We start from the raw sequence: 25,936 nt of genomic DNA on the forward strand, positions 1-25,936 counted from the left end.
TAATGCGGAGGTGGCGGCGGTCAGGCCTGTACTGCGGTGATCCAGGCGTCAGCGAGGATCCGCTGACCGGCGTACGTCGGATGGATGCCGTCCCACACCCAGCACTCCGCCGGAGCCCGCGTGACGGCGGCGTCGAGCGCGGCTTGGTAAGGCACGAAGGTCGCCCCGAACTGATCGGCCAAGCCGCGCACGATCGTGGCCCGGGCCTTCACCGCGGCAGCCCAAGCCTCCCGCTCGGACTCCACCGGGCTCGTCGGCAGATAGAACGGCTCGCCCAGCACCAACCGCACTGACGGCAGCGCCGAGAGAGTCCGCTCCAGCAACAACCGGTACTCCGACTCGAATCTCAGTTCGTCGATGCCGTTCACACCAACCAGGACGCTCAGCACATCAGGCTGGTGGTCCAGCGCGTCCTCCTGCCAACGCGCAGCCAGGTCCGACACCTTATCGCCGCTCACTCCGCGGTTGACGAAACGCCAGCCACGCTCAGGGTGTCGTGCCGCGGCCTCGGACGCGATCAAGAACGGATACGAGTGCCCGAGCACATGATTCGGATCGTCAGTTCGCCCCCGCCCGCCATCCGTGATCGAGTCCCCCTGGAACACCACCAGGGATCCCGCCGGCAAGAATGTTCCGGTGATGTTCAACGCTGACCTCTCTAGCCGGAGCGAGACGCGTACTCATCGGTTTACGCCGGGGCACCGATGGGTTGTCAGTCTGTCACTGACCTCGTCACGCTCTCGAATGGTGAACAGATGTTTCTCTTCTTCAGCAACCGGCTCGGCTGCGGTCTGTCTCTTCTCCTGTCGCTGGTGGTGACCGGGGTTCTTCTGCTGATCTTCGCTCGCTGAAACCTCAGCGCCGGACTGCTCGCAGTCGAAGACAGGTGAAGCCGCCGCCTGCTTGCTGCATCTTCGTGAAGGGCGAGGGCAGGATTGAGAAGCGATTTTGAAGCGTGTTCGCCACCTCGACCTCCACGGTGTTCCTACCGTCGCGGAGGCCCGCGGTGATGTCGACCTCCTGCCACGGTGTCGGCAAGTCGGCAAGCGGCTGACCGTTGACGTGAATTCGCGCGGAGGACTCCAGGCCCGGGATCGAGAGCTGGACGGTCTCGTCCGTGGTCTGCCAATCGAAGTCGGTCTGGTAGCGAACAATGCCTGAGAAGTCGTGCAAGCCGTGATCGACGAAGGAGGCAGTAGATGCTGATCCCGGACCGAGTGTCCAGGTGATCGGTCCAGTGAGGACCGCCGCACCGCGATAGCCGAAGGTGCCGCGGTCCACCTCAATCAGCAGTTCGTCCCGACTCTCGACCAGTCCGCTCGCCCTGATGACACTGCGGCCTCGATCGTTGGAGTCGATACTCATCGCCTCGTGGGACGACACCAGCGTCGCCGTACGGATGGTTCCGGCCGTGCGGAGCTCAGCGGCCTGGAATCCTGGCGGGGTGAGCGTGCGAATCCAGACCGGCTGGGCGTTAGGCAGCGGATCGAAGGTCAAGCAGGGCTGATTGCCGAACCACCAGCGCAGCCTGGCTCGCGGCGGTTCCTGCGGGATGTCGGTGCCAACGGCCACGAAAGCTCGGGTCGGCTGGCCGCCGGAAACTTCTAGGCGCAGGAGCACAGAGTGCCGGCCTGGAATCAACGACACTTCGGACAACTGGGTTTCGACGCTTAGATCGCGGAGGTTCCAGGCGGGAGTTCGCCGCGGTGCGACCTCGGCGGTCCGGCTGAGCGAGGGCTCGCCGTCGATCCATACCCGGTACGGCGATCGCGAGCCCGCCGCCACTGTCAGGACCTCCGCAGCATTGCCCACCTCGATCGTCGACCAGAAGTAATACACGGAGCCGGCCGGTGCATCGGAGTCCAGCACCTGAGGATCGAGGAACTCGTCGGGAACGTTCTTGAGTCCGTGGGGACCCGTCATCCGGTCGAGCAACAGCGGGTCCCCCGTGACACCGGTCTGATAAGAGAAGCTGTACGGCCGCCATCTGGCCGAGTCCACGACGGCTCGAGGCCCGTCGCGGAGTACGAGCTTCTCGACCTCGTCGACGCTGCTGGGCGGGACGGGGCCCAAGGCAAGGAACTTGACTCCGTCGCGCGCGCAGGTGCTGGTCCACGGTCCCTCCGGAGACGCACTGGTCGAGAGGTGCCAGGTTTCGACTCCGAGCGGCTCGGCACCGTACTCGAAGTCACCGAACGAGTTGTCCAGTGTCGGCTCGACCTGCAACCGCCATGGTCCGACGAGCTCAACGGTCCTGTCCGATGCTGCCGGTTCGCTCACGGGTAGCGCCGGGCGGCTTCCATCGATCACCACCACTGTGGCCGAGCCGGGCGCGAGGTCGATGTCCAGTCGGGTACTCACTTGCTTGCCGGGTGCGGGTCGCGAGTCCCGCGGGCGGATCGAGCCTGTCCAGGCATCGAAGGTCTCCACCCTGCCCTGAGCGCGGACATCGATCGACGCTTCGACCGCAGCATCCCCGACATTCGTGATGAAGTAGAGGTCCGTCGTACCGGATCGGCGGTGGCTCGCGACCAATCCGCTGCCTAGGGCGTCGAAGTCGGGTTCCCAGCGGCTGGACAACAGCCGCAACATGCTCGGCAAGTCGTCCGCTGCGAGCATCAGTGCGAAGTTCCAACTGCCGGCCGGGCAAGGTCCAAGTTCCGTCAGCGTGGGGACGTCTCCTAGCACGATGACGGTTCCGCCGGCTTCGGCGTACCGCCTGATGGCCCTCAGCGTCTCGTCTCGTACGGCGTGGAGGTCCGGCACCACCAAGGCCCGGTAGGCGCAGTTGCCGACCGTCAGGCGCTGGTCGACGGTCCGCGCCTGAGCGAGATGGTGCGAGTCGATCAGGTCGCTGTCATGACCGGCCTCCGCGAGCGTCGCGAGCACCTTGACGGCAAACTCGGGTGACCCTGTGGTTTCGCCCGTCAGGTCGAGATCCTGCGTTGGATCCAGGACCGCGACCTCGGCGACGCCGGTGCCGTATCGCAGCAGGGCACTGATCCGGGTGATGTAGGTCCACAGCGCCTCGGAATGCTGCCACCAAGGCTGCCGGAAATGGAAGTCGGGCGACGCCCACTCCCACCAGCCGCCCTCGGTGGTGTGGTTCAGGCCGTGCATGATCACCTGATTCACGCCGTACCCGAAACCGGCGTTCAGGCCGCCCAGGATCTTCGCCGGAGGTATGCCCCAGCCGCTGCTGTGGAACGCTTCGCTGGGCACTATCGGCCGGTCGTTCAGCCGGGCGATCGACGTACTGACCTTGAAGGCCGCGACCGCGCGCGGGGCGGTGAGGTCCGGATCGTCGTTGCCCGGGCCGTTGTACCAGCGCATCATCTGCAGGTAGTCGCCGTAGGCGTGCCGGCCAGCGCGGAGATCGCCGCGGGCGATCTGGTCCATGAACATCGACGTGCCGTGCCGTTCGTGCCATTTGAAGATCGGTCGGAAATAGTGATCCTCGAGCAACCCGACGACGGTATCGCGATACGCGGCACGGAAGAGGTGCGTCCGCGGCCCGAGGTCGAGCCACAGCGCGGGTAGCCATTCGCGATGGTCGAAATCGTGCAGCTCGCGAAGGTGCGCGGCGACCAGGTCGTTCCACAACGGCATCTGCAGCCCGAAGTACAGCTCGTCTTGAAAGAACGTCGTGAAGGTCGTCCCGAAATGCAATCCCAGACGGTCGCGGAACGGCTGGTACAGCAGCTCGATCAACAAAGCGCCGGACTGCGGATGCATCGGGTCGAACGACGACCGGTGCGAGCCGATCGATCCCTCGCGCTTCAGCACGATCGACACCTCCCACTCCCCCGGCGGTACCGCGTACGTCGGGCCAGTGACCGCGAGCGCCTGCACGGAGCCCGACCCATCTCGGCCCACCACCGCAACAACGGCGCGACCTCCAGCCGGGATCTCGTACGTCGCAGGTCCGGTACGCCGCTCAACCGCATGCTCGAGCGTCCCCGCACCGAACTCACGGGTCTGCTCGCCGGCTCTGCGCAGGATGGGGCCGTTGATGCCGTAGTCCTGAAAGCCGACGGTCATACCCCACCGAGCGCTCTCCTCGGTGAACCAGCAGAACAGCTCCCACCACTCGTCGGTCAACGGCGCGGGGCTGCCGTGGTCGAGTTCGCCGTCAGGCAGATGGCTGTAGCCGACGATCGTGCCGCCGATGCCTTTGGAGGCGAGCTCAGTCAGCTGCGCGGCGAGGCGTGTGCGATCGACATCGCCACCGCTCCACCAGAAGAAAGGGGTCGGACGGCACGCCGGGTCAGGGGCGGCGAACACGTCGTACAAGGCACGCATGCTGGCAGACAGCTCGGGCTCCGTCATCGAAGCTCGCTTTCTCGAAGAAGCGGTCAGTGGGTCGCAGCGGCAAGCCGCGCAGATGGTTCGAGGTCAGGCGGCGTGGAACGACCAGCGCCCGGACCCGACCTCCCTCGATCCGAACGGACCAGGGAGCTCGATGCGCGCCTCGACCCCCACCGGTATCTCGACCTCGAGCCGGACGCCGCGGTCATCGCGCGTCCATGAGCTGGTGAGCCGGCCATAGGGCGTCAGGATCGACGCCGAGGCAGCGGTCAGGTCACCAACCAATGCCGGGCGGATCACCACGTTCCGGTATCCCACCGAATGATCGGCCTGGTCGATACCGGCCAACCTCCGAACGAACCAGTCGTCGATCGCGCCAAGCATGAAGTGGTTCTGAGAGGCACCGGTCGTCGGCCCGTCCCAGGCCTCGGTCAGGGCGGTCGCACCATGTTTGACCTGATAGCCGTAGCTCGGCCAGTCGGTCCGCGACGCTACGCGATAGATGAGTTCGTCGTAGCCACCGGCCGACAACGCCCGCAGCACTGCGGGCAAGGTGACTTCACCAACCATCAGGTGGTCACCGGCTTCGCTGATCGTGTGGGCGAGTCGCGCCGCGACCCGTGACCGTAGCGCGGCTGGCACCGCGTCCATGTCCAGCGCGAGTGCGTTGATGGCCTGGCCGGCCCCGTAGCTGTCGGTGCCGTCGAAGAAGCGCTCGTGGAAAGCTGTCCGGATCTGAGTGGCTAGCCTGCGGTGGTCGTCGGCTTCGTCCGGCTTGCCGATCACGTTGGCGATCTGAGCGAGTCTGTCGGCGGCGCGCTGGAAGCCCCAACTGGCAACCGCAGCTCGGGGCGGCGGGTCCTCCAAGGTGTACCAGTCGCCCAATCCGTGATCCAGGAGGCCTTCGTGGGCCCGGCTCCGCAGATAGTGCAGGTAGCGGCGCATTGCCGGATAGTAGGTCGCCAAGGTCTGTGAGTCGCCGTAGACGCGATACTGCTGCCACGGCACCTGGATGATCGCGCCACCCCAGTTGGGGTCGTCGCGAAACCCTCCGTCGAAGACCACGTACTCCGGCGAGATATCGGGCACCATGCCGTTGTCCAGCTGGGATTCGGCCATGCGCCGGACGAGATCGCGGTAGTACGCGCGTACGTCGTACCCGTGACTGACGACGCTGAAGAGCAAGTGGGTCTCTTCGAGCCAGCCGAGCTTCTCCCGATGTGGGCAGTCGGTCAGCACGCTGAACATGTTGCTCTGTACGGCGCGATCGATGATCCGGTGGATTCCGTTCAGCAGCGGGTCGGAGCAGGAGAACTCGCCAGTCTTCTCGTTGTCCGCACGCAATGCCAGCCCGGTGCAGGCGGTTGGGCCGCTGCCGGCAGGCAAGCCATGGACTTCGAGGTAGCGGAAGCCGTGGTACATGAACTCCGGATGCCAGCTCTGCTCGCCGCCGGTGGTCGTGTAGGAACTGGCGACCGGCGTTCCGATCTCGCGTTGGTCGACCCGGCCACGAGCGTCGAGGATCTCGCCGGGGATGATGGTGATCTCGTGGCCTGCTTCGGTGTTCAGCTGGAGCAGGGGCCATCCGGCGAGGTTCACACCAAGGTCGACGACTGTGACACCCTCGTCGGGCTCGCTGATCGCTGCGGCCGAAACAGCTTCAACCACCCGGATGGGCGGCGCAGCTCTCGCTGCGAGCCGGACTTCGCAGGGCACTACGACCGCCGACGACCACGACGACCGGTCGCCGGCCGGGCTGTCCCAATCTGGATCGGCTCTCCGTGCGTCGAAGACCTCTCCGCCGTACCAATGGGACCGCAGTGTGGGTCCGAGCGTCGCCCTCCACGTCTCGTCGGTGACGACCCGCTGAATTGATCCGTCGTCGGCGACAATCTCCAGCTGGGCAAGCGCTCGTGGACGGGCGATCGTGGCCGCGAACTTCGTGTACCGGTCGGCGGGTGCCGTGACATGGGCGATTCCGGTGCCCAGTCGCAAGCCGAGAACGTTAAGCCCTTGCCTGACCAGGTGGCCGACGTCGTACGTCGAATAGTCGACGGTGCGCGCGTAGTCGCTGTACGGCGGCTCGAGGACGGCGTCGGTGACGGCCTGGCCGTTCAGGCCGGCCACATAGACGCCCAGTCCCGCCACGTACAAGCGCGCTGACCGGATCGGTTGAGCGACCTCGAACTCTGCGGCAAGCAGCGGGAGCGCATTCGGATCGGAGACCCCCGCCCACTCCGCGTGAGTGATCCAGGAGGCCGACCAATCGCCTACGTCGAGCCCCGTCTCATAAGACGCCGGCTCCGACCAAGCCGACCACTGCTCCGCGATTCCCTTGGCCCTGATTCGCCAGAAAACGGCAGTTCGGCTGCCGAAAGGCACACCGTCGTACCTGAGCCACGGCCTCTCGATTGCCCGCTCCCCCGAACTCCAGGCCACCGTCGCGAAGTCGCGATCTCCGGCCACCTGCACCTCGCAGGCGACCTGCCGCTCGGCTCGTGCAGTCGCCCGAATTGTCCAACTGAAGACCGGTTGCCGCTCATCGGCACCGAGTGGATCGATCCGGTCGCCCGCGCGCAGACGTTCGATTCGCAGTGTCACTAACACTCCCTGTCCGAAGGCCCGAGCCAGAATAGATCAGATCTCTGAAACCAGCGGAAGCTGTTGACCGATACCGGCCACGCCCAGACGAGCGGTGTCATTCGTTATTCATCCGATGTTTCGTCATCGAACGGATGGACCACGGTTCAGCTGGACGGCCATGGATCAACGCTCAGGTCAGCCCTAACCGAGCTGGGTCAGCTCCGCCGTGTACCAAGCGGCGACGGCGTCGACCGGAACCTTCGGCCTGCATGTCCACCACCGGGAAGGCGAGACAGATCTCGGTTCACAGACCGCACATGACGAATCGGCGACGGCCGGTCCCCTGCAACGCCCGGCGGAAGGCGTCGTCGTACCAGGCGTTCATCGTGCTGCGGTCGATCTCGGGGCCGCTGGGAATCTCATCCCCGCAATACAGCGAGGGTCGAATGGTTGGTGCCTGATGTGACCCCGACCGCGCCCAGGACCACGGGCATCTTCAGCTTGACCGCGAGACGAGCCAGCGCTTTCGCGTTGAGCATCATCAGTTTGATGTTCACGGAACGTACGCCGGCGTACATTTCCGGCTGATAGTCGGCTTTCGCGGCCACCGCCGCCGTACCGGCCACCAACAAGGCACTGCGCCGACTGATCCGTCCGGTCATTGAAGTACTCCTCCAGAAGAGGCCGTTCAGGATCCACTACTGCGTGATACCGTGTACCGGTAGTCAGTGATACCGAGTACTGGGGGCGGGGAGGGCTCGTGATGGAAGGTCTGACGGAGATGCTGAAAGGCACGCTCGAAGGCTGCGTGCTGGAGATCATCAGCGGTGAGGAGACGTACGGGTATGCCATCACGCGGCGGCTCAACGACCTCGGCTTCACCGATGTCATCGAGGGCACGGTTTACACGATTTTGCTGCGGTTGGAGAAGAACGGGCTCGTGCAGGTGACGAAACGGCCGTCCGAGCAGGGGCCGCCGCGCAAGTTCTATGCGCTCAATGACGGAGGGCGTGCTGAGCTCGCGACGTTCTGGGCGAAATGGGCCTACGTGAAAACACGGATCGACAAGCTCAAGGAGGGCTGCAGATGAATTTCTGGGAGACCATCACCGGCAGCGATCTGACCAGGGAGTGGAAGGCGTTCGAGGCCCGGGCCGAGGCGCTGCCGAACGACTACCGGGCCGCGTGGGACGAGATCAAGACGCACCTGTCGCCGTATTCCGACTTCACGGGCCGGAATCTGACGCCGATTCTGGACGGCGCCTTGGGGCTGCTCGAGGAGTCCGCGGCCGACGGGCAAAGCATTTACCAGGTGGTGGGTGACGACATCGTTGGATTCAGTGCGGCGCTGGCCGGCGGTGAAGGGGCACGGAACTATCGCGACCGGTGGCGTGAGCAGTTGAACAGGAACGTCGCGCGGAAATTGGACCGGCTGGGAGGCTGACGTGGGTATTCAGGACATCATCGAAGGCAAGCGGCAATGGCGGGCGCATGTGGCGCGGGTCAAGGCGCTGCCGCCGGACTATCAGATCGTCTACCAGGAGATTCAGCGGTACCTGTTCAAGGTTGGGCCGATCGACTTGGTTGATGGCCCGCTGCTGCCGGGGCTCGTCGACTTCTTCGAGGAAGGGGCTGCTTCGGGCAAGGGAGTGCTGCAACTCATCGGTGCCGACGTCGCCGCTTTCTGCGACGACCTGGTCAAGGATTCCCGCACCTACGCGGACGTCTATCAGGAATCCGTCAGCCGAAACCCCGGCACGGCCGAGAAGTAGCACGGAACAGACATCACTGGCGCCCAGGTGACTCTTCGAGGAGCCGATCGAGTTCGTCGCCGGCCTGGTCGTAGCCGGCATCGCGAATGCGCTGCAAGGCCAGGAGGTCTCCAGCAGCGACAGCGCGGCGGGTGAGGAAGAATCCCGCGCGGTCGCAGCCTTCGTCCAGCAACTCGGTCAGCTCCTCGAGATCTCCGCGTTCGTCGGACAGGTCTGCGAGCCGGTTCAGCGCCTTCTCGTTGCCTTCGTCGGCCAGCGCCCGCAGAGTCGATCGGTCAGCGGCAAAGTTCGTCATGCCTCAGGACGATGGCCACCAGGAAGCCTTTGTGCGTCAGCGGTCGACCAGGGACATGTGGTGTTCGTTGTAGCGGTCGCCCTGGACCGGGATCCGGGTCGCGAGCTCGTCGAGGTCGGCGATCTCGTCGGCTGAGAGCGCCACCGCCGTGGCCGCCGTGTTCTCCTCGATCCGCTCGATCCGGCGTGTGCCCGGGATGGGCACGATCCATGGTTGCTGGGCGAGCAGCCAAGCCAGGGCTATCTGGCCCGGCTGGGCGTCCTTGGCCTGCGCCAGGTGGGTGACGTGGTCGACCAGAGCCTGGTTGGCGGCGCGGTTCTCGTCGGCGAACCTGGGAATCGTCGCGCGCACGTCGCCGGATGCGAACTGCGTGGCCGAGGTGACCTTGCCGGTCAGGAACCCTTTGCCGAGTGGGCTGAACGGCACGAACCCGATGCCGAGCTCATGGCAGGTGGGTAGCACCTCGGGCTCCGGGTCACGGGTCCACAGCGAGTACTCGCTCTGCACCGCGGTCACCGGGAAGACGCTGTGTGCCCGGCGGATGGTGGCAGCGGCAGCCTCGGACAGGCCGAAGTGCCGTACCTTGCCCGCCTGGACCAGCTCGGAGACTGCGCCGGCGACGTCCTCGATCGGTACCTCGGGGTCGACCCGGTGCTGGTAGAACAGGTCGATCGATTCGACCTGGAGACGCTGCAGCGACGCGTCCGCGACCCGCTTGATCTGTTCGGGACGGCTGTCGAGACCGACCGATCGACCGTCCTCGATACGCCAGCCGAACTTGGTCGCGATCACGACCTCGTCGCGCAGGGGTGCCAGAGCCTCGCCTACGAGCTCCTCGTTGACGAACGGGCCGTACACCTCGGCTGTGTCGAAGAAGGTGACACCTCGCTCGACGGCGGCGCGCAGTACGCCGATCATGGCTTCTCGATCGCCAGGATTCGGCCCATAGCTCTGGGACATGCCCATGGCACCCAGACCGATGGCGGACACTTGCAGGTCTTGGCCAAGCTTTCGTGAATGCATTCGCTCTCCTCGGCTCAGGGACGCAGCAGCGCCTTGACGGCGCGGCGCTCGTCCATTGCTCGGTAGCCCTCGGCGACATCTGACAGCGGCAGCTCGAGGTCGAAGACCTTTCCAGGGTTGATGCGTCCGGTCCAGATGCGGTCGATCAGGTCGGGCAGGAACCGGCGTACCGGCGCTGGTCCACCGAGCAGTTGCACGTGGGAGAAGAACAGCTCCTCGCCCGGCAGGCTCACGTCGTGGGCGACGCCGACGTACCCGACGTTGCCCCCGGGGCGGGTGGAGCGGATCGCCTGCAGCATGGATTCCTGGGTGCCGACGGCCTCGATGACCGAGTGCGCGCCGAGTCCGTCGGTGAGCTCCTTGACCTTGGCCGCGCCCTCGTCGCCGCGCTCGACGACGAGGTCGGTGGCGCCGAACTCCTTGGCCAGGGCCTGCCGGTCGGCGTGCCGGCTGAAGACGATGATGCGCTCGGCCCCGAGCTCTTTCGCAGCCAGTATGCCGAGCAGGCCGACCGCCCCGTCGCCGACAACAGCGACCGTCTTGCCAGGTCCGGCGCCGGCGGCGACCGCGCCGAACCAGCCTGTTCCCAGCACGTCAGAGGCAGCGAGCAGGCTGGGCAGCAGGTCGTCGGAGGGCACCTCCGGGGTCGCGACCAGGGTGCCGTCGGCCAGGGGGACCCGCAGGTACTCGGCCTGGGCACCGCCGGCGCCGGCGTACTGGCGGTTGACGCAGGAGGTCTGGAAGCCCGCCCGGCAGATCTCGCAGGTGTTGTCAGAGGCAAAGAAGGAGCCCACGACGAACTGGCCGGGTTTGACGTGCTGCACGTCCTGCCCGATCTCCTCGACGATGCCGACGTACTCATGGCCCATCGGCGTCGGCTCGGTGACCTTGTTGATGCCGCGGTAGTCCCACAGGTCCGACCCGCAGACACAGGACGCCGAGACCCGGATGATCGCGTCGGTCGGGTCGATGATCGTAGGATCATCGCGCGTCTCGCTGCGGACGTCACCGGGACCGTAGATCAGTGTCCCTCGCATAGCGTTCCCCTTATCCTTGGCTACTGGTTGCCACCGGCAAAGACCTGCTTGGCGACGCTCATTGCCGACATCGCCTTGGGCCAGCCGCAGTAGAAGGCCAGATGGGTGATCGCCTCGATGAGTTCGCTTTCGGTAGCGCCGTTCTGCTTGGCGTACTCGAGGTGGAAGACGAGCTGCTCGGTGTTGCCGCCCGCGGTCAGCGCGGCGACGGTGATCAGGCTGCGCTCCTTGGCGCCTAGCTCGGGGCGCTTCCATACTTCACCGAACAGCACATCGTCGGTGAAGTGGACGAGCCCGGGCGCGAACTCGCCGAACATCTTCTGCGCGCCGGACGGTTCCTGGTCGGCGGTGTTGTCGGACATCGTGCTTCTCCTTCCCCGGCGCGGCACTGCGACCGTACGCCGGTACGTTCGTCGTTCCCATCCTTCGTCGTCCGGCCGGAACGGGACAGGGAGAGAACTCTCCCCCTGTCACCTGAGGTCCCGGATCGCCTCGATCAGTTGCCTCAGGAAACCTTGCGGTTGCTGACCTTGTACTCGTAGACCTCCGCGTCGGTCCCGTCGAGACCAAAACTGATGATCCGCTTCGGATGGATGCGGATGATCGCCCCGTCAAATCCGGTCTGGGCCAGATCGGCCGCCCAAGCGGAGTCGCCGGGCTCGACGATCGCCTCGCCCGCACCGCGGATCTCCACACACCGCGGCCGCCACGGCTGCACCGACGCGACGTCGTCGATCACGAACGCCACCTGGCTGTTCGCTGCAATGTTGCGGAACTTCCTGCTCACAGCCATCGCCCGGCCGGCGATGTCGATCGTGCCAGTCTCCTGGTTGTACCGAAAACCCACCGGGCTGACCTGAAGCGTGCCGTCCGGCTGCACCGTGGCAAGCCTCCCCAGGCGCTGTCCGGCCAGATATTCGAGCTCGATCTCAGTGAATGACATGAGGGATCCTTTCAATGTGCGAGGCGAGGGAACAGGCGCTGGGCGTTGGCTGTTGTCAGGGAGCGCCAGGTGAACCCTTCTGCCGGTGACTGGGTAGCGTCGACGGCCGCGAGATGTGCGCCGGCGACCTGAGCAGGAGTCCAGCAGTAGTCGCTGCCGAACAGGAGTTGCTCCGGCGGCACCAGTTCGAGGAGCGCCGGCACCTGGCGCGGGAAGGCTGGGCCGGCGATGTCGTAGTACAGGCGGCGTAGTTGCTCCAGCGCGTCGGGCGCGTCCGGTCGCGGCGAGCCGATGAATTGCGTCCTGAACTCGTTGACGCGGTCGGCGAGCACTGGCAAGGCTCCGCCGCAGTGCGGAACGATGACCGTCAGGTTCGGGTGTCGTTCGAGCACCCCCGACATGAGCAGATCCGTCACGGTCCGCGCGGTGTCGAAGATGTACTCGACCATCGGGCGCGGCCGACCGAGTGCCGACCGTTCCCAGCACACCGGCGAGGTCGGGTGCAGAAAGACGACGGCCCGGCGGCGGTCCAGTTCCGCGAAGACCGGCTCCAGGCTCTCGTCGCCCAGATACTTGCCCTGGGCATTGGTCATCAGGACGACGCCGTCCGCGCCGAGATCATCGATGCCATGGGCAATCGCTTCGAGGGTGCCATCCAGGTCGGGCAACGGGACGGACGCGAAGAACCCGAAGCGGTCCGGGTGGTCAGCGGCGAAACCGGCGGCGTCTTCGTTGACCTGCTGGGCGAGCCGGCGTGCGGCGGCATCGTCTCCGAAGTGCACACCCGGCGATGACAGCGACAGCATGGCCGTCTGGATGCCATGGCGGTCCATCAGCTCCAGGTGCGCCTCAGGCGACCACTCGGGCCACTGGCCCATTCCGTCAGGATGCGCATGACCCGCCGAGCTCGCCTGGTCAACGTACGACGGCGTGATGAAGTGAGCGTGGACGTCGATGAACCGGGACTCGGTTGGTGACATGGATGTCGGCTCCTTCCGGCATTCCATCCTTGTCCGCCTGGCACAACTGGAACAGGGAGGGAACTCTCCCTCTCACGGTGCCGGCCGTGAATGCCATCGTGGAGCCCATGCCCAGGAGTTCGAATCTCCGCGCGTTGGGGGGATTTCTCAAAGCTCGCCGCGCCGAGCTCGCCCCCGGCGATGTCGGGCTGCCTGAGAGCCGGCGGCGTCGCCGGGTTCCCGGATTGCGCCGGGAGGAGGTCGCCCTCCTCGCGGCCATCAGCACAACGCACTACACCCGCCTCGAACAGGGCCGGGCGACGGTCTCAGGACCGGTACTACGTACGGTCGCTCAAGTGCTGCGGCTGAGCGAGGACCAGTGCGGCCAACTGTTCGAACTCGCCGGCCCCCAGGTGTTCGATCGCCGGTACCGGCGACCCCGCCAGAAGGTTCAACCCCAGTTGCAGCGCCTTGTGGATGACCTGATGGCGAGTCCCGCCGTCGTGCTCGGCCGCCGTACCGACATCCTTGGATGGAATCCATTGGCTGCCGCCCTGGTGACCGACTTTGGGCAGATTCCCTCCCGGCATCGGAGCTACGCCAGGCTGCTGTTCACCGATCCCGCGATGCGTATGCTCTACCCGGACTGGGAGAACGTCGCCCGGAGGGCTGTGGCACAGCTGCGAGCCGAGGCGGCACGCGCTCCGGGCGATCCGCGGATGAGCACGCTGGTCGGCGAACTGTCGACGCGCGACGAGGACTTCCGAACCTGGTGGAGCGCCGACGCCGTCGCCGGACGTGGGGTAGGCGCCAGGGACCTGAACCACCCGGTGGTCGGGGCCCTCCGTCTCGACTGGGACACCCTCACCAGCGCGGCCGACCCTGAGCAGCACCTCATCGTGTGGACCGCCGAACCCGGCAGCCCTTCCGACGACTCACTCCGCGTCCTGGCGTCCTGGGCCGCGGAGGAACGACCTATCCGGGGATGAATCTGCCCCTGGCCGCTCCGGGCAGCCGCTGCGACCGTGGCAGAGCAATCACCCCAAGGAGCACACTCATGTCCGAATCACCGAACACCGCCCTTGTCCGCCGCCTGTACGACTCCGGTATGGCCCCTGAGGTCACCGCCGAGATCCTCGCCCCCGACCTGGTCTGGGACATCACCCCCGGTTTCCCCTACGGCGGGATCTACCACGGCTGGGAGAGCGTCGGCCGGGACTTCTTCGGCAGGCTTCTGCCCGACTTCGCGTCTTTCGCCGGCAACGGGGACCAGTTCTTCGCTGCCGGCGACGACCACGTCTTCGTTCTCGGCCACTACCACGCCGTCAGCAAGACCGGCACCGAGGCCGACGCACGCTTCATCCACCTGTGGACGATCCGCGACCGCAAGCTCACCCATCTGCGCCAGGCCGCCGACAGCCACGTGGTACGCGAAGTCCTGAACAGCTGACACCCCACTCTTCGAAGGAGTACTCCATGGCAAAGATCCTCTTCGTCATCACCGCCGCCACTCATTGGACCCTGGCGGACGGACACCGTCAGCCGGCCGGGTTCTGGGCGGAGGAAGCCCTCGGCCCGTACGCCGCTTTCAAGGCGGCCGGGTACGAGATCGCGGTGGCCACGCCGGGCGGTGTCCCGCCCACTGCCGACGCGCTCAGCCTCACCCCCGACTTCAACGGCGGCCCTGAGGGAGCGGAGAAGATGAAAGCCGCGCTGCGTGACGCGACCGAACTGGCCGAACCGCTGCGGATCGAAGACGTTCGGATCGACGACTACGAGGCCGTCTTCTACCCAGGTGGCTGGGGACCGATGGAAGACCTGCCCGGCAACGCCGAATCGGGCAAGCTGCTGACCGAGTGGCTCGCCTCCGGCAAGCCTCTGGCTCTAATGTGCCACGGACCGGCCGCCCTGCTTGCCACTGTCGACGCTGACGGCAAGTCCCCGTTCCACGGTTACCGCCTGACCGGGTTGTCCAACGCCGAGGAGAAATTGAACGGGCTCGCCGAGCGGGCCAAGTGGCTGCTGCAGGACCGCCTGGTCGCCGACCTCGGCGCGGAGTACCGGGAGACTGAGCCGTTCACCTTGCACGTCGAGGTGGATCGGACCCTCTACACCGGCCAGAATCCCGGCTCGGCCGTCCCGCTGGCCCAGGAACTTCTCAAGGCCCTCAGCTGACGCCACGCCGCCGCGCTACCACAGGTACGGACAAACCAGGGATAAAACTGTCCCTGTGACAATCCAGACGCCGGTGCGACGCTGATGACATGAACCGCGATCTCCACCGCAGTGACCTCGGGGCATTCCTCAAGGCGCGCCGCGCGGAACTCGATCCGGCCGCCGTCGGTCTGCCCGTTGCGGGCCCACGGCGGGTCGCGGGTCTGCGTCGCGAGGAGGTCGCCGTACTGGCCGCCATCAGCACCGACTACTACTCCCGCCTCGAACAAGGCCGGATCCAGGCGTCGCCGCCGGTACTGGAGTCGCTTGCCCGGGTACTGCGTCTGGACGACGACCAGCGCGCCTACATGTACGAGCTCGCGGCGAAGGACGACTATCGCCCGGTCCGTCGTACCCCGCGGCCCAAGGTCCAGCCACAGCTGCAGCGAATGCTCGACGGGATGGTGCTGACGCCCGCGTTCGTCATCGGCCCTCGCACCGAGATCGTCGCCTGGAACGCCCTGGGCGCCGCCATGATCACCGACTTCGGGAAGATCCCCGACAAGCAGCGGTACTACATCCGGCTGCTCTTCGCCGACCCCTCGATGCGCGAGCTCTACGCGGACTGGGAGGGAGTCACCCGACTCGCGATCGCCCAGCTGCGAATGCACAACGCGAACAACCCGGGCGACGCGAAACTGGCCGAGATCGTCGGCGAGCTCTCAGTCCAGGATGCCCAGTTCCGGCAGTGGTGGGCCGAGTACGACGTGGCCACCCGCGACACCGGCACCAAACACCTCCGCCACCCCGTCGTCGGAGATCTGCACCTCGACTGGAACGCCGTCACCTGGGCGGCCGATCCCGATCTGCAGATCATCGTCTGGACCGCCGAGCCGGGCACGCCGTCCCACGAGAACCTGCGCTTGCTGGCCTCATGGGCCGCCGAGCCCACCCGCTCGGTCAACCAGACGTGACATCACACGGCCGATCACAGCCAGGGAGGCAGGCTCGGTGAAGCGGGTGACCTGGCTCGAGCTGTTCTTCGATCTCGTCTTCGTCTTCGCCGTCACCTCGGCGGCAGAACTCGTCCACCACGATCACTCGTGGCTGGGTGTCGGCCGTGCCCTGATCGTCTTCATCCCGGTCTTCTGGGTGTGGGTCGGCGGCACGATGCACGCGAACCTGCACGAGATCGACACAGTCCGGGGACGGCTGGGCATGTTCGCGGTCGCTTTCTGCGGCCTGATACTCGGGCTGACCTTGCCTGAGACGTTCGAGCACGCCGCCGTCTGGTTCGGTGGAACCTACTGGGCCGCCAGACTAGGCCTATTGCTCGCGATCAAAGGCCTGCCCCATCGCACCGCCTTCACGACGTTCACCGTGGGTGCCTTCGTCACCGGGCCGCTCTTCGTGGTTGGCGCCCTCCTACCGCCTGGGGCCCGTACGGCGGTCTGGGCCGGCGCCGCCCTGATCGACCTCAGCGTTCCGTTCCTTGCCCGCAAGCGGCTGAGCTCCGCACCCTTCGACGCGGCACACGTCGCCGAGCGGTTCGGGCTGTTCGTGATCATCGCCCTGGGCGAAACGGTCATCGCGACCGGATCCGCAGCCGCGGAACACCAGCTCGATGCCCTCAGGCTGGCCGCGCTCGCCGCCGCCTTCGCCGTCTGCTGCGGCCTGTGGTGGGTGTACTTCGCCTTCTCTGCCCCAGCCATCCACGAAGCGATCGAATCGTCCACAGTACGGATCGAGATCATCCGTCCCGTGCTCTCCTACGGACATCTGATGCTCATCGCCGGGATCGTCGGCATCGCGGCAGCCATCGGTACCGCCGTACGGGATCCAGCTGAGCCGTTGCACCTCGACGAAGCGGCCCTGCTCTTCGCCGGCGCCTGCATCTACCTCGGCGTGTTCGCCTTCACTCGCTGGCACATGTTCCACACCCTGGCCACGCCCAGACTGGTTGCCGCCGCAGTGTGCCTCGCACTCATCGCGGTCGCACCGAGGATCCCAGCCATCGCCTCCGTCGCGATGCTGGCGGTGCTCCTGATCGCCGTCAACATCGTCGAGCACCAAGTCGTCCCACGAACCCTGCACCGGACCTCATAGGAGCGAGCCGACCAGCATCATCGGCGACGTCACCGGAACGGTACACCGAGCTGCGGCTCCGCATTCCCGAACTGCCCAGATCGACCTCCAGCCAGTGGTGCGAGAAGTTGCTCTTTCAGCGCCAACCAATCATCGCTCCAGCCTCGCAGGTGAGGGCCTCAAGAGTGGAGCAGGTCGCGGAATCGCCTGCTCTGTGCGGTTGCGCATGTGTCTCCAGTCCGTCGTGCTCTCTCTGAGACGTCGCGCCGTCGGCGTCCAGGCAGGCTTAGTACCGGTGATTCGACAGGTCGGCGTCGGGCTTCCCTGAGCTCGCGGTGAGCAGCAACCAACTGGTCGCGCAACTCGGCGACCTCGCGGCTGAGTTGTTGGTTGCGTCGGTGCGCGGCTTCGAGCCGGCGAACGAGGGAAGCGGCGGAGGCGCGCTGCTGGCTTGGCACCGGCCGCCAGGTCACCGCTTTCGTGAAGGGCCGCGATGTGCTGCTCGAGGACGGGGCGAGTGAGCTGCCGGATCGAGTATTGGGCCTGACCGGTCGAGGTCAGGAAGGCCGATAGGCGGCGCAGCGCGAGCAGGTCGGACAAGACAGTGTTGACCGACTTCTCCTCGACAGTAAGCCGCCAGTGCAGCCAGCGTTTCGCGGCCTCAACCAGCCAACGCTGACCGATGTCGGTGAAGCCGGGGCCGTCCAACAGATCGGCGAGCTGCTCGACAATGAAGCCGAGGAAGACCCGGGACGTCGCTCCGTGCTTGGGATGTGGCCACTACCACCGAAAGAGCGCGAGCCACTCGGCGCGGTTGCGGTCCAGCGGCGTAGTAGCGCCGTGGTGAAGCAGCAGGCGCGTCAGATAGCTGACGAGTGCGCGCTCCCCGGGGACGGTGGAAGCGCTCGCGCGCGTTGATACGCGCAACGCGCGCGACCTGGTGGACCCTTCTACCCATGGGTTTGGTAGCCACCTGCACTTGCAGGTGCCCCGCCGGAACCACCCGTACACGAGCTCGGCGAAGCCGGCCTCCATCTTCGTGAACAAGTCAAGTTCGACGGTCGGGCGGTCTGGCTGCCAGTCGGCCAGCTGACAGGGACTGCCTTCGCCCGCCTGGATTGTGCCCGGGACGACGGGTCGCCGTGAAGACGTGAACCTCTCTGCGGTGACGGTGGAGCCGTACGGGCTGACGCCCGACGAGCTCACTGCTGCGCGCAGACCGGGGCAGCCAAGAGTGCTGGCGGCCAGACTGGTGCCCAGATCAAGGCGCTACGGAAACCGAACCTGGCGGCATGGTTGGCAAACTTGCTGGTGCGCACCAGGCACGTCGGGAGCCGCAGGGTCATGGCAGGTTGGCCAGCCAGGCGGTGAGGGCTGTGGTGATCTCGTCGGGCGAGTCTTCGGGGAGGAAGTGGAGACCGGGGACGGTGACTTCTTGCTGGTTGGGCCAGGTTCGGCATTTGCGGCGTAGCGGGCCGGTGAGCAGAGCGCCGGGGTCGCCGTTGATGAACAGCTTCGGGATGAGGTTTGAGGCCATCCATTCGGCATTGCGGGTGACAGTGTCGTGGACGTCGGCGGGTTCGCCGTCGATGGGGATTTCGCGGGGCCAGGTCAAGGTGGGGCGGCGGGATTCGCCTGGTTGGACGTAGGGCGCGCGGTAGGCGTCCATCTCCTCGTCGAGGAGTTGCCGGATGGTGCCGGCGGGGAGGACTTTCTCGACGAATACGTTATCGGCCAGTACCAGCTGCTCACCGGCAGAACTGCGCAGCGCTTTGAACAGCGCGGGATCGGGCGCGTTGTCGCCGGTCCACGAAACGGGAGCGATCAGTGTTTCCAAATACGCGATTCCCCGGATCGCGGACGGGTGGCGGCGCGCCCAGTCGAACCCCAGTACGCCGCCCCAGTCATGGCCCACGATGACCAGATCGTCGTGGATCCCGATCAGCTCGAGAAACGTCTCAAGCTGATCCGCATGATCGGCGAACCGATAGCTGGTAGGACCAGGATCCGGGGCCTTGCCGGAAGCACCCATTCCGATCAGGTCAGGAGCGACACAACGGCCGTAGCGTGAAACCGGATCGAGAAAGGCTCGCCACAGGTACGACGAGGTCGGGTTGCCGTGCAGGAACACGATCGGCCGACCGGTGCCGATCTCGCGGTAGGCCATCCGCAGACCGTTGACCTCGGCGAACCGCATGTCAGACCAGCGCACGCAGTTTCTGCTTAGCGGTGCGTTCGACGAACAGCGGGACGAAATCGCGGATCGGGTTGCCTTCGAACTCGGGGACGCTGTCAGAGACGGCATCTTCGACGATGGACGGCGGCAGGCCAGGGAACAGCTTCATGAGTCTCTCAGTGGCCTCGGTGATTGCTCGAGCTTTCTCGGAGCGGTTCATGGCTCAAGCGTTGCGCAGGTAAGCGACTCGCGCAATCACCTCCGGTGTGAGAACCATCCGATCGTGCAAGGGCGGGTATTGCAGCTGCTGAGCGATCTCGCGGAACTTGGTGGACAGCCGACGACTTCACTGCTGCCATCGCTGCTTCGGGAGCGGGGAGCCGGCCAGGGCAACTAGGGCGCGCGCCAGTTGCGTCGTTGATCCGTTTGTCGCAGAGGCGGACTGGTGGCTACCTCGAAACTCCTCGCCGTGTGCGACTTTCGCCGTCCACCTCGGCTCGCAGGATGTCGATCGCGTCGTCGGGGTCGAGCTCCTCGACCAGTACGCGCAACGTGAGTCCGTCGGACAGTGCCAGCAATCGCCGCGCCGCGGCACCGGCTCGCGCGTCATCGACGCCGCGCAGCGCCGCCACATGAGCGGCGCATTCCGCCTCGCCGCGACGGAGCGCTTCGGCGAGGACCTGGCGGATGCGGTGGTCGGTGACCGCGGTGGCCAGATACGCGTACCAGACCGTGACGCCGATCCGTCCCAGCTCACTGCGCGGCACCTGTTGGACCAAGACATGCAGCAGCCGGTCGCGGGGAGCGGCGCCGGCGGTCGCGTCGTACGCGGCGCCCGCCTGCGCGATGAGCCGCTCAAGACCGGCCAGCACGAGTGCCTCGCGGCTGTCGAAGTAGTGCTGGATCCTGCCGATCGAGACCTCGGCGGCCTGCGCCACCTCGCGCAGGCTGACCCCTTCGAGGCCGTGCATGGCGATCACCTGCCAGAGCGCGTGGACGATCTCGCGGCGGCGCTGCTCGTGGTCGACGATCTTCGGCATCTCCCGATCTTATCCGGTACGGCCATACTGCAACCTGTTACAATACGGTTATATTGCAAACGCGATCGCGGGAGAAGGCCGGAGATGACTGCTGAGACCAAAAAGAAGAACCGGCGACGTTGGCCGGTGGTGCTACTGGCCTGCGTTGCGACCTTCTCCACTGGCGGTCTGGTCACGCTGCTCGCGGTGAGCGGACCTGGCGTCGGACATTTCCGCACGTTGGCCGGACACAATGCCTACGTCACTGCCTATCAGGCGGCGATGGCGACGCTGCCGAAACCGACCCAGGTCCGCGACCTCACGACCAGCTTCGGCACAGTGCGCGCGTACGCCTGGATCAACAGCCGTCCGGTCGACGATGTGCCGGTGGTGCTGCTGCCAGGTCGCTCCAGCGGGGTGCCGATGTGGGGGACCAACCTGCCGGACTTTGCCGGTCACCGCACCGTTTACGCCTTCGACGCCATCGGCGACAGCGGCATGTCGACGCAGACCATTCCCATGCGGGAAATCGGCGACAGCGCGCAGTGGGTCGAGGAGGTGCTGGCCGGTCTGGACCTGCATCAAGTGCACCTGGTCGGCCACTCGCAAGGCGGCGGCCTCGCCGCCGCGGTGGCCGTACGCTACCCCGGCCGCATTGCCAGCCTCACGTTGCTGGAACCGATCCTGACGCTGGGGATGGTCCCTGTCTGGGCCCTCGGGTGGACGGCGGTGGCGTCTGTTCCCGGCCTGCCGAAGTCGTGGCGGGCCCACGCGCTCAACAAGATCGGCGGCATCCAGGACGATGCGGTCGACCCGAACGATCCGATAGCCCGGATGATCGCCGCCGGCAGCGAGCACTTCGATTCCAGCAGCCTGCCAAATCCGCACCCGCTGACCGACGACCAACTGCGGGGCCTGCGGATGCCTGTGTACGTCGCATTGGCACCTCACCACTCGCTGGCCGGCGGCGACGCGGCCAAGAAGGCCCAACTGATCCCCAACGTGCAGGTCAAAGTCTGGCCGAACACCACACACTCGCTGCCGATGCAGGCCGGTGCCGCACTGAACGTGGAACTCGAGAACTTCTGGGCCAACCATCGGTAGGTCCAATCCCGTCCTGGCGCTCATCAGGAACGGCCAGCACAGCCACGGACCACAGGAATGGTTCGCCGGCGTCGTACACCTCACGCCGATCGCCAAGCTGGCCGCGGATTCGCGACCGGCATCCGTACGGTCAGGTGCCCGAGGTTAACGGCGCAAGTAGCTGGCACCCACAGCTCCAGCACTGCGGATCCGTTGCTGCACTATCACAGTCGACTGGAGCCGCAGCCTATTGACCGGCCGATCCAGTCAGGCTTTCAGCCCCGCCACGGTGCACTGCATCTCACTGCAAGAGTCGGTGCACCAGCGGCGGCACGAGAACTTGCCGATCCCGTCGCCGGTCGCGCCTGGCTGCGGGCTCAGCAGTAAACGTAGCGGGTGGCGACCATGGTGACGTCGGTGCGGCCCCAGAGAACTCCGTACGCCATCTCGCTGTCGCGGCCGGTCATATTGAGTTTCTGACCGTCATATACGTAGCCAATGAGGGTTTTCCACTGAACGTTGTAGAACGCGATGGGCTGGCCCGGCTGCCCGTGGATGGTGCAGGTCACGAACTCGGCCGTGGCCGGCGCGGCTTCAGCAGTGAGCGGGGTCGCGTTGGCGACTCCCGCGGGCAGAAGCGCGACGGAGGCCAGGGCAGCTGCGGCAACGGCAGCGCGCCCAAGTGTCCGGGAGGTTTTCGACTTGTACACGGGACTCCTCGATGGTTGGTGACAACGGGCGAAGTCCATCAGCTCCGCCGAACGGATCAAACCTTTCCAGCCTCATGGAATCGAGCGTTCGCGCGAGCCCGAAGGAACGTCGGTGGGGCCGTCAAGGCCGGAGCCATCAATCCCTGCAGCTTGACATGTTCAGTGACGAAAGCCGTCCCACTTCGACTCGACCTGTGAACCCCCGGGCAGGTCACGTTGCCCGGCAAGCTCCAATCCGAGCGGCCGAGAAGATCGGGCGACAGTCTGGCCAGCCTGCCAGTGTTGCCATGAGAATCGGTTCACGCCGGCCCCGGCTCTGTGGCGATCCGGCTACCGACCGATTGCATGTCGCCAGGTCTGTCGCGACCTTGCCCATCCTGCGAAGTCCTCGGGTCGGAACGCGTCAGGGCAACTCTGGCCCCGGGGCCTCATCGACGTCGGTCGCGGACTGCAGCGAACCAGCTGTCCCGCGGGACGATCGGTAGTCGACGAGCGGGCGAGTGAGCCGGAGTGCGTCATGGAGGCGCTGGAGGCCGCCCGGGGCCAGCGCGATCCTTGCCGGCGTCTGCCCGCGGGGAAGCTCGACAGCCTGCACCCTTCGGAAGGATCCGGTGAGATCGCGGTAGCAGTCTGTCAGGACTTGCTGCGCCGTCCTTTTCCCTGTGACCAGCACGATCACCGTGTCGGCTGCCGTGTAGGAACCTAGGATCCTTGTCTGTTCGGCTGACAACAGTGTGTCGCACAAGGGAATTCCGATCCACCGGCCCCCGCCCAGGCGGCTGAGCCGTTCGATCGCGAAGGCATCCAGCGGGTTGTTGACCAGTATTGGCTGAGCTTCGCCGTCCAGCAGGTCGAGCTGCTCGGCGACGCCGATCAGGCTGGCCGATCGCCGATGGACCGCGGTCGTCGGCGACGACGCGTAGTACGGGGCTCGCTGGCCGGTCCGAAGGCCGATGAATCCGGTGACCTGCAGGCGATCGTTCCTTGCCGGCAGCATCAATTGATCTCTGAAGCGGTCGACGGTCCGGCCGTCAGCGTCAAGGATTCCGAGTCCGGCATCGCGGACCGTAGCCAGGCTGAAGCCTTGAGATCTCAGGTGGTCCACGAGACGCGAACGGGCATCCGGGGCGTATCCCAATGCCCAGTGCGAATCCGGCGCGAGCAACTCGGGCACCCCACCGCGCATCAGGTAGTCCCGAACCCAACTCTTCTTGTCACGCATCAACTCTCGCCGATGGAACCTGGCGGCGGCAGCGTTCACCTCGATCAGCCGCTCACGCGAGACCGCGTCTCGCGTCGCAATCTCCTTATCTGACTGAGATTTCGCCGCCTTCTTCCAAGCCTCCAGGTGATCCACGACTTCGACAGTCGTGACCACCCGGACGATTCAGAACCTCGTTCTGCGAATCAAGGACTTGCCAGGAAACTAGGGCGCAGGTCGATCCGTCCGGGCGGACCCGAACGACAGCAGCGGGACGTTGTACAGACCCGGATCGCGCTGACGCGAGAACGCAGGTCCACTCACCTCGACGACGTACATCTCGGTGAGGAACTGAATCTTGGCGCCCAGCAGATGACTGGTGTGCGCCACTGCCGACTGCGCCTTCAGCCCGACCGACACATGGATGTGCGGGAGCACGCTGCCGGTCGCCGCGTCGTACGCGAGAGTGCCCGCACCGACGGCCTCCACGTTTTCGAGATGCACCGAGCTCCACACGGGTGCGTCCGGGTTCTCCAGCTTCTCGCAGGTGCCAACGATCTGCACTTCGCGCATGCCGGCGATGAACATCGGGATGAACCCCTGCCGTACGTCGTGCTCCGCGCAGAACTCGGCCAAGGCTGCGTAGAAGTCGTCGCCGTGGTCGAAGTGAACTGCGAAGGTCCGGCCCATGGTGAGTTCAACTGCGCGCAAAGTCATCTCCTTCAAGAACGTCCATGTGGGCAACGTAGCCAAGCGCGGTGTTCAGCCCGCGGGTCGACACCAGACGGCTTCGTGGGTGGCAGATGTTGTCGACACCGACCGCCGCCAGCTCGCCACATCTCCGCCGGAACCATACCCACGGCACCCGCAGGTAGTCCGCGGCTGCCGCCAGTCGTCCAAGCGGAGTCTCCTGTGTCAGCAACGACTCTGCACCGACCTGCTCACTGATCTGACGGTAGGTCGCCAGCCGAGACGCAGACGCGCTGGCCTCGACACACCACAGCCCGGGACTGCCCAGCCAGTTCGCCACGATCGCCCGATCGGCCAAGACGAACCCCTCGACCTCACCGTGGTCGGATTCGACGCTGATCTCCACCCGGATGCCGAAAGCCTCCATGAGCGCCATCGACAACAAAAACATCACCCGCTCGAAACTGGGTGAGGCCTCGACCTCACTCTCCGGGATGCAGAACCCTCGCCGTGCGCGCGGGAACTTGCGCCACACGCCCCGGAGGTACTCGAACTTGTGGGCCCACAGCAACCAAGCCGCGGCCTCCTCTCCACGCTGCTCACGGGTCCAGAACAAGGGATCGTCGCCCAGTCCGTCGAGGTGCCGCAGTATGTAACGCGAGCAGAACTGCGACCCCAGCCAGTGCGCCGCCACCCGGTTCAGTGACGGCACCTCGTCGACGTCTCCTCGCGAAGCGTCGCGGTTCTGCTGATGCGTGACGTACAGCTGGCTTCGCTCAAGCTGAGCGTCATCTGCGAGCAGGGCCGAGTCGGCGTTGGCGGTCGCCCAGATGATTCCGACCGTCAGATCATCAACGACATTCGCCGCCGGAACCGCTTGCGACATCTGCCCGCTGCTGGCCCGCTCGACGACCCGCCGAGCGTCGGCAACATACTTCAGCTGCTCCTGATCTGCCACAACGACCAGGGAACGCCGGTCCGGTCGGCGAAGTTGCTCCAACGTCTGCTCGTCCGGCGTGATCAACAGAAGGTTGGAACTATGTCGCTCGGCTTCCTGGTAGTACGCCGAGAGCTCAGTCCCGAAGTACGACCGGCCCGACGGCACCACCAGGCTCACTGGAGCATCCGGAGTGAGGGGTTTCCCAGCAAGTGCTGTCAGCTCAACGGACGCGGGCGGCCGGCGCTTGGGCCTGCTGATGTAGAACCCGAGCTCCGCAGGCGTTCGCACCTTGAAGATCTCGCACAGCGCACTACGTACGTCGTCGCCCGGCCAGGTGTACCACCCGCGCTCGTAGGCCGAGATCATCTTCGCGTTGATCCCGGCGCCCTTGCCTGTCGCCCGAAAAATCGCCGCGTTGACCTTCTCGGCTAGAACCTCCTGCGACATCGAGCCCCGTGCACGCCGGAGCAGTTCGTTGGGCTTACGGCCACTGTCAGCCACGACTGAGCCGCTCCGCGACAGGCAACCGGCGGTAGTCCCGGCGATCGAGACCGATGTACGCCGAAGCGAGCGGATAGTCGCCCTGCGGATCCAAGAGCCGAATCCGCACCCCGGCAACGAAACCCCGAGGAACACCACGCCGCCGCCCGACCACCAGCAGCCGGCCACCGCTCAGCCGCCCGGTCTCCTCATGGATCCACCGCTCTGCAATGCTCCGTACGCTCGCCTTCGGCGGCCGGCTGAACTGCCCTGACCCGGATGCCACCGTCGACCACGAGCCGTCTCGGCCGCGGGTCGCAATCTCGAATGCGTACATCCTTCTGCCTCGCATGGTCCCTCCTGAGGTTCCTGCAAGCAGGATGCGGGACTGCCCCGAGTTCAGTTGACTCGCGGGGTTTGGTGTTTCAGGCCGCGAGTGCGACGGGTTGAATTGTCTCAAACTCGATGGGTGTGAGTTT

General features: G+C 65.8%; 27 protein-coding genes. 9 read left to right on the forward strand and 18 right to left on the reverse strand.

Annotated elements, in window-relative coordinates; genetic code table 11:
• Positions 1 to 20: 20 nt before the first annotated feature.
• From ABZS29_RS17810 to ABZS29_RS17825, 4 genes are all read right to left on the reverse strand, one after another.
• Positions 21 to 608, reverse strand: coding sequence for an SGNH/GDSL hydrolase family protein (locus ABZS29_RS17810; protein WP_355463103.1), 588 nt, complete (start codon positions 606 to 608; stop codon positions 21 to 23).
• A gap of 247 nt (positions 609 to 855) precedes the next feature.
• Positions 856 to 4,329 (reverse strand): glycosyl hydrolase, encoded by a 3,474-nt coding sequence (locus tag ABZS29_RS17815; protein WP_355463105.1) that lies wholly within the window; start codon positions 4,327 to 4,329, stop codon positions 856 to 858.
• Positions 4,330 to 4,395: 66 nt separating this feature from the next.
• Positions 4,396 to 6,909 carry a family 78 glycoside hydrolase catalytic domain gene (locus tag ABZS29_RS17820; protein ID WP_355463107.1) on the reverse strand — a complete coding sequence of 838 codons (2,514 nt, stop codon included), beginning with the start codon at positions 6,907 to 6,909 and terminating at the stop codon, positions 4,396 to 4,398.
• Positions 6,910 to 7,310: 401 nt separating this feature from the next.
• Positions 7,311 to 7,553 carry a hypothetical protein gene (locus ABZS29_RS17825; protein ID WP_355463109.1) on the reverse strand — a complete coding sequence of 81 codons (243 nt, stop codon included), beginning with the start codon at positions 7,551 to 7,553 and terminating at the stop codon, positions 7,311 to 7,313.
• Between the two features lie 101 nt (positions 7,554 to 7,654).
• On the opposite strand from ABZS29_RS17825, the gene ABZS29_RS17830 reads away from it, so the two are divergent.
• The 3 genes from ABZS29_RS17830 to ABZS29_RS17840 are packed head-to-tail and all read left to right on the forward strand — an operon-like array spanning position 7,655 to position 8,662.
• Positions 7,655 to 7,981 carry a PadR family transcriptional regulator gene (locus tag ABZS29_RS17830; RefSeq protein ID WP_355463111.1) on the forward strand — a complete coding sequence of 109 codons (327 nt, stop codon included), beginning with the start codon at positions 7,655 to 7,657 and terminating at the stop codon, positions 7,979 to 7,981.
• The gene (locus ABZS29_RS17835; protein ID WP_355463113.1) at positions 7,978 to 8,334 is read left to right on the forward strand and encodes a DUF1048 domain-containing protein; all 357 of its coding nucleotides are present in this window, start codon (positions 7,978 to 7,980) and stop codon (positions 8,332 to 8,334) included. Before ABZS29_RS17830 ends, ABZS29_RS17835 begins: the two co-directional genes overlap by 4 nt.
• Before the next feature lies 1 nt (position 8,335).
• Positions 8,336 to 8,662, forward strand: coding sequence for a DUF1048 domain-containing protein (locus tag ABZS29_RS17840; RefSeq protein ID WP_355463115.1), 327 nt, complete (start codon positions 8,336 to 8,338; stop codon positions 8,660 to 8,662).
• Positions 8,663 to 8,675: 13 nt separating this feature from the next.
• Here the strand turns inward: ABZS29_RS17840 and ABZS29_RS17845 are convergent, their stop codons facing one another.
• The 6 genes from ABZS29_RS17845 to ABZS29_RS17870 form a co-directional block, all read right to left on the reverse strand.
• A complete protein-coding gene (locus ABZS29_RS17845) occupies positions 8,676 to 8,957 on the reverse strand; it encodes a hypothetical protein (RefSeq protein ID WP_355463117.1) in 282 nt (93 codons plus the stop codon).
• A 36-nt stretch (positions 8,958 to 8,993) separates the two neighbouring features.
• A complete protein-coding gene (locus tag ABZS29_RS17850) occupies positions 8,994 to 9,980 on the reverse strand; it encodes an aldo/keto reductase (protein WP_355463119.1) in 987 nt (328 codons plus the stop codon).
• Between the two features lie 14 nt (positions 9,981 to 9,994).
• On the reverse strand, positions 9,995 to 11,017 hold the full coding sequence (locus ABZS29_RS17855; RefSeq protein WP_355463121.1) for a zinc-dependent alcohol dehydrogenase family protein: 1,023 nt from the start codon (positions 11,015 to 11,017) through the stop codon (positions 9,995 to 9,997).
• Between the two features lie 20 nt (positions 11,018 to 11,037).
• Positions 11,038 to 11,379, reverse strand: coding sequence for a carboxymuconolactone decarboxylase family protein (locus tag ABZS29_RS17860; RefSeq protein ID WP_355463123.1), 342 nt, complete (start codon positions 11,377 to 11,379; stop codon positions 11,038 to 11,040).
• A gap of 143 nt (positions 11,380 to 11,522) precedes the next feature.
• Positions 11,523 to 11,960 (reverse strand): PPOX class F420-dependent oxidoreductase, encoded by a 438-nt coding sequence (locus tag ABZS29_RS17865; RefSeq protein ID WP_355463125.1) that lies wholly within the window; start codon positions 11,958 to 11,960, stop codon positions 11,523 to 11,525.
• 11 nt (positions 11,961 to 11,971) lie between these two features.
• Entirely contained in the window at positions 11,972 to 12,940 is a 969-nt protein-coding gene (locus ABZS29_RS17870; protein ID WP_355463126.1) for an amidohydrolase family protein, read from the reverse strand.
• Between the two features lie 107 nt (positions 12,941 to 13,047).
• On the opposite strand from ABZS29_RS17870, the gene ABZS29_RS17875 reads away from it, so the two are divergent.
• The 5 genes from ABZS29_RS17875 (at position 13,048) to ABZS29_RS17895 (ending at position 17,179) form a co-directional block, all read left to right on the forward strand.
• Complete coding sequence (locus tag ABZS29_RS17875) at positions 13,048 to 13,908, forward strand: helix-turn-helix domain-containing protein (RefSeq protein WP_355463128.1); 861 nt, start codon at positions 13,048 to 13,050, stop codon at positions 13,906 to 13,908.
• A 68-nt stretch (positions 13,909 to 13,976) separates the two neighbouring features.
• Positions 13,977 to 14,369, forward strand: coding sequence for a nuclear transport factor 2 family protein (locus tag ABZS29_RS17880; RefSeq protein ID WP_355463130.1), 393 nt, complete (start codon positions 13,977 to 13,979; stop codon positions 14,367 to 14,369).
• Between the two features lie 26 nt (positions 14,370 to 14,395).
• Entirely contained in the window at positions 14,396 to 15,094 is a 699-nt protein-coding gene (locus ABZS29_RS17885) for a type 1 glutamine amidotransferase domain-containing protein (protein ID WP_355463132.1), read from the forward strand.
• Between the two features lie 89 nt (positions 15,095 to 15,183).
• Positions 15,184 to 16,047 carry a helix-turn-helix transcriptional regulator gene (locus tag ABZS29_RS17890; RefSeq protein ID WP_355463134.1) on the forward strand — a complete coding sequence of 288 codons (864 nt, stop codon included), beginning with the start codon at positions 15,184 to 15,186 and terminating at the stop codon, positions 16,045 to 16,047.
• A 37-nt stretch (positions 16,048 to 16,084) separates the two neighbouring features.
• Positions 16,085 to 17,179, forward strand: coding sequence for a low temperature requirement protein A (locus tag ABZS29_RS17895; protein ID WP_355463136.1), 1,095 nt, complete (start codon positions 16,085 to 16,087; stop codon positions 17,177 to 17,179).
• Between the two features lie 1,321 nt (positions 17,180 to 18,500).
• Here the strand turns inward: ABZS29_RS17895 and ABZS29_RS17900 are convergent.
• From ABZS29_RS17900 to ABZS29_RS17910, 3 genes are all read right to left on the reverse strand, one after another.
• A complete protein-coding gene (locus ABZS29_RS17900; RefSeq protein ID WP_355463138.1) occupies positions 18,501 to 19,370 on the reverse strand; it encodes a haloalkane dehalogenase in 870 nt (289 codons plus the stop codon).
• The gene (locus ABZS29_RS17905; RefSeq protein WP_355463140.1) at positions 19,357 to 19,554 is read right to left on the reverse strand and encodes a three-helix bundle dimerization domain-containing protein; all 198 of its coding nucleotides are present in this window, start codon (positions 19,552 to 19,554) and stop codon (positions 19,357 to 19,359) included. Before ABZS29_RS17905 ends, ABZS29_RS17900 begins: the two co-directional genes overlap by 14 nt.
• A 229-nt stretch (positions 19,555 to 19,783) precedes the next feature.
• On the reverse strand, positions 19,784 to 20,374 hold the full coding sequence (locus ABZS29_RS17910; protein WP_355463142.1) for a TetR/AcrR family transcriptional regulator: 591 nt from the start codon (positions 20,372 to 20,374) through the stop codon (positions 19,784 to 19,786).
• Here ABZS29_RS17910 and ABZS29_RS17915 point away from each other — a divergent pair.
• Entirely contained in the window at positions 20,327 to 21,457 is a 1,131-nt protein-coding gene (locus ABZS29_RS17915; RefSeq protein WP_355463144.1) for an alpha/beta fold hydrolase, read from the forward strand. The two genes, ABZS29_RS17910 and ABZS29_RS17915, sit on opposite strands and share 48 nt — an antisense overlap.
• Positions 21,458 to 21,813: 356 nt before the next feature.
• On the opposite strand, the gene ABZS29_RS17920 is transcribed toward ABZS29_RS17915, so the two are convergent.
• The 5 genes from ABZS29_RS17920 to ABZS29_RS17940 all read right to left on the reverse strand — a co-directional run bounded on the left by ABZS29_RS17920 (position 21,814) and on the right by ABZS29_RS17940 (position 25,809).
• Positions 21,814 to 22,146 (reverse strand): hypothetical protein, encoded by a 333-nt coding sequence (locus tag ABZS29_RS17920; RefSeq protein WP_355463146.1) that lies wholly within the window; start codon positions 22,144 to 22,146, stop codon positions 21,814 to 21,816.
• Between the two features lie 403 nt (positions 22,147 to 22,549).
• On the reverse strand, positions 22,550 to 23,524 hold the full coding sequence (locus ABZS29_RS17925) for a hypothetical protein (protein WP_355463147.1): 975 nt from the start codon (positions 23,522 to 23,524) through the stop codon (positions 22,550 to 22,552).
• 48 nt (positions 23,525 to 23,572) lie between these two features.
• Positions 23,573 to 24,058: a DUF296 domain-containing protein gene (locus tag ABZS29_RS17930; protein ID WP_355463149.1), complete on the reverse strand. Its 486-nt coding sequence runs from the start codon at positions 24,056 to 24,058 to the stop codon at positions 23,573 to 23,575.
• The gene (locus tag ABZS29_RS17935) at positions 24,045 to 25,478 is read right to left on the reverse strand and encodes a hypothetical protein (RefSeq protein WP_355463151.1); all 1,434 of its coding nucleotides are present in this window, start codon (positions 25,476 to 25,478) and stop codon (positions 24,045 to 24,047) included. The genes ABZS29_RS17930 and ABZS29_RS17935 overlap by 14 nt, the downstream gene beginning before the upstream one ends.
• Positions 25,471 to 25,809, reverse strand: a complete 339-nt coding sequence (locus tag ABZS29_RS17940) for a hypothetical protein (protein ID WP_355463152.1) — start codon at positions 25,807 to 25,809, stop codon at positions 25,471 to 25,473. The genes ABZS29_RS17935 and ABZS29_RS17940 overlap by 8 nt, the downstream gene beginning before the upstream one ends.
• Between the last annotated feature and the right edge of the window lie 127 nt (positions 25,810 to 25,936).

Origin of the sequence: Kribbella sp. NPDC005582, assembly GCF_040605415.1 — a bacterium.
Taxonomy (GTDB): domain Bacteria; phylum Actinomycetota; class Actinomycetes; order Propionibacteriales; family Kribbellaceae; genus Kribbella.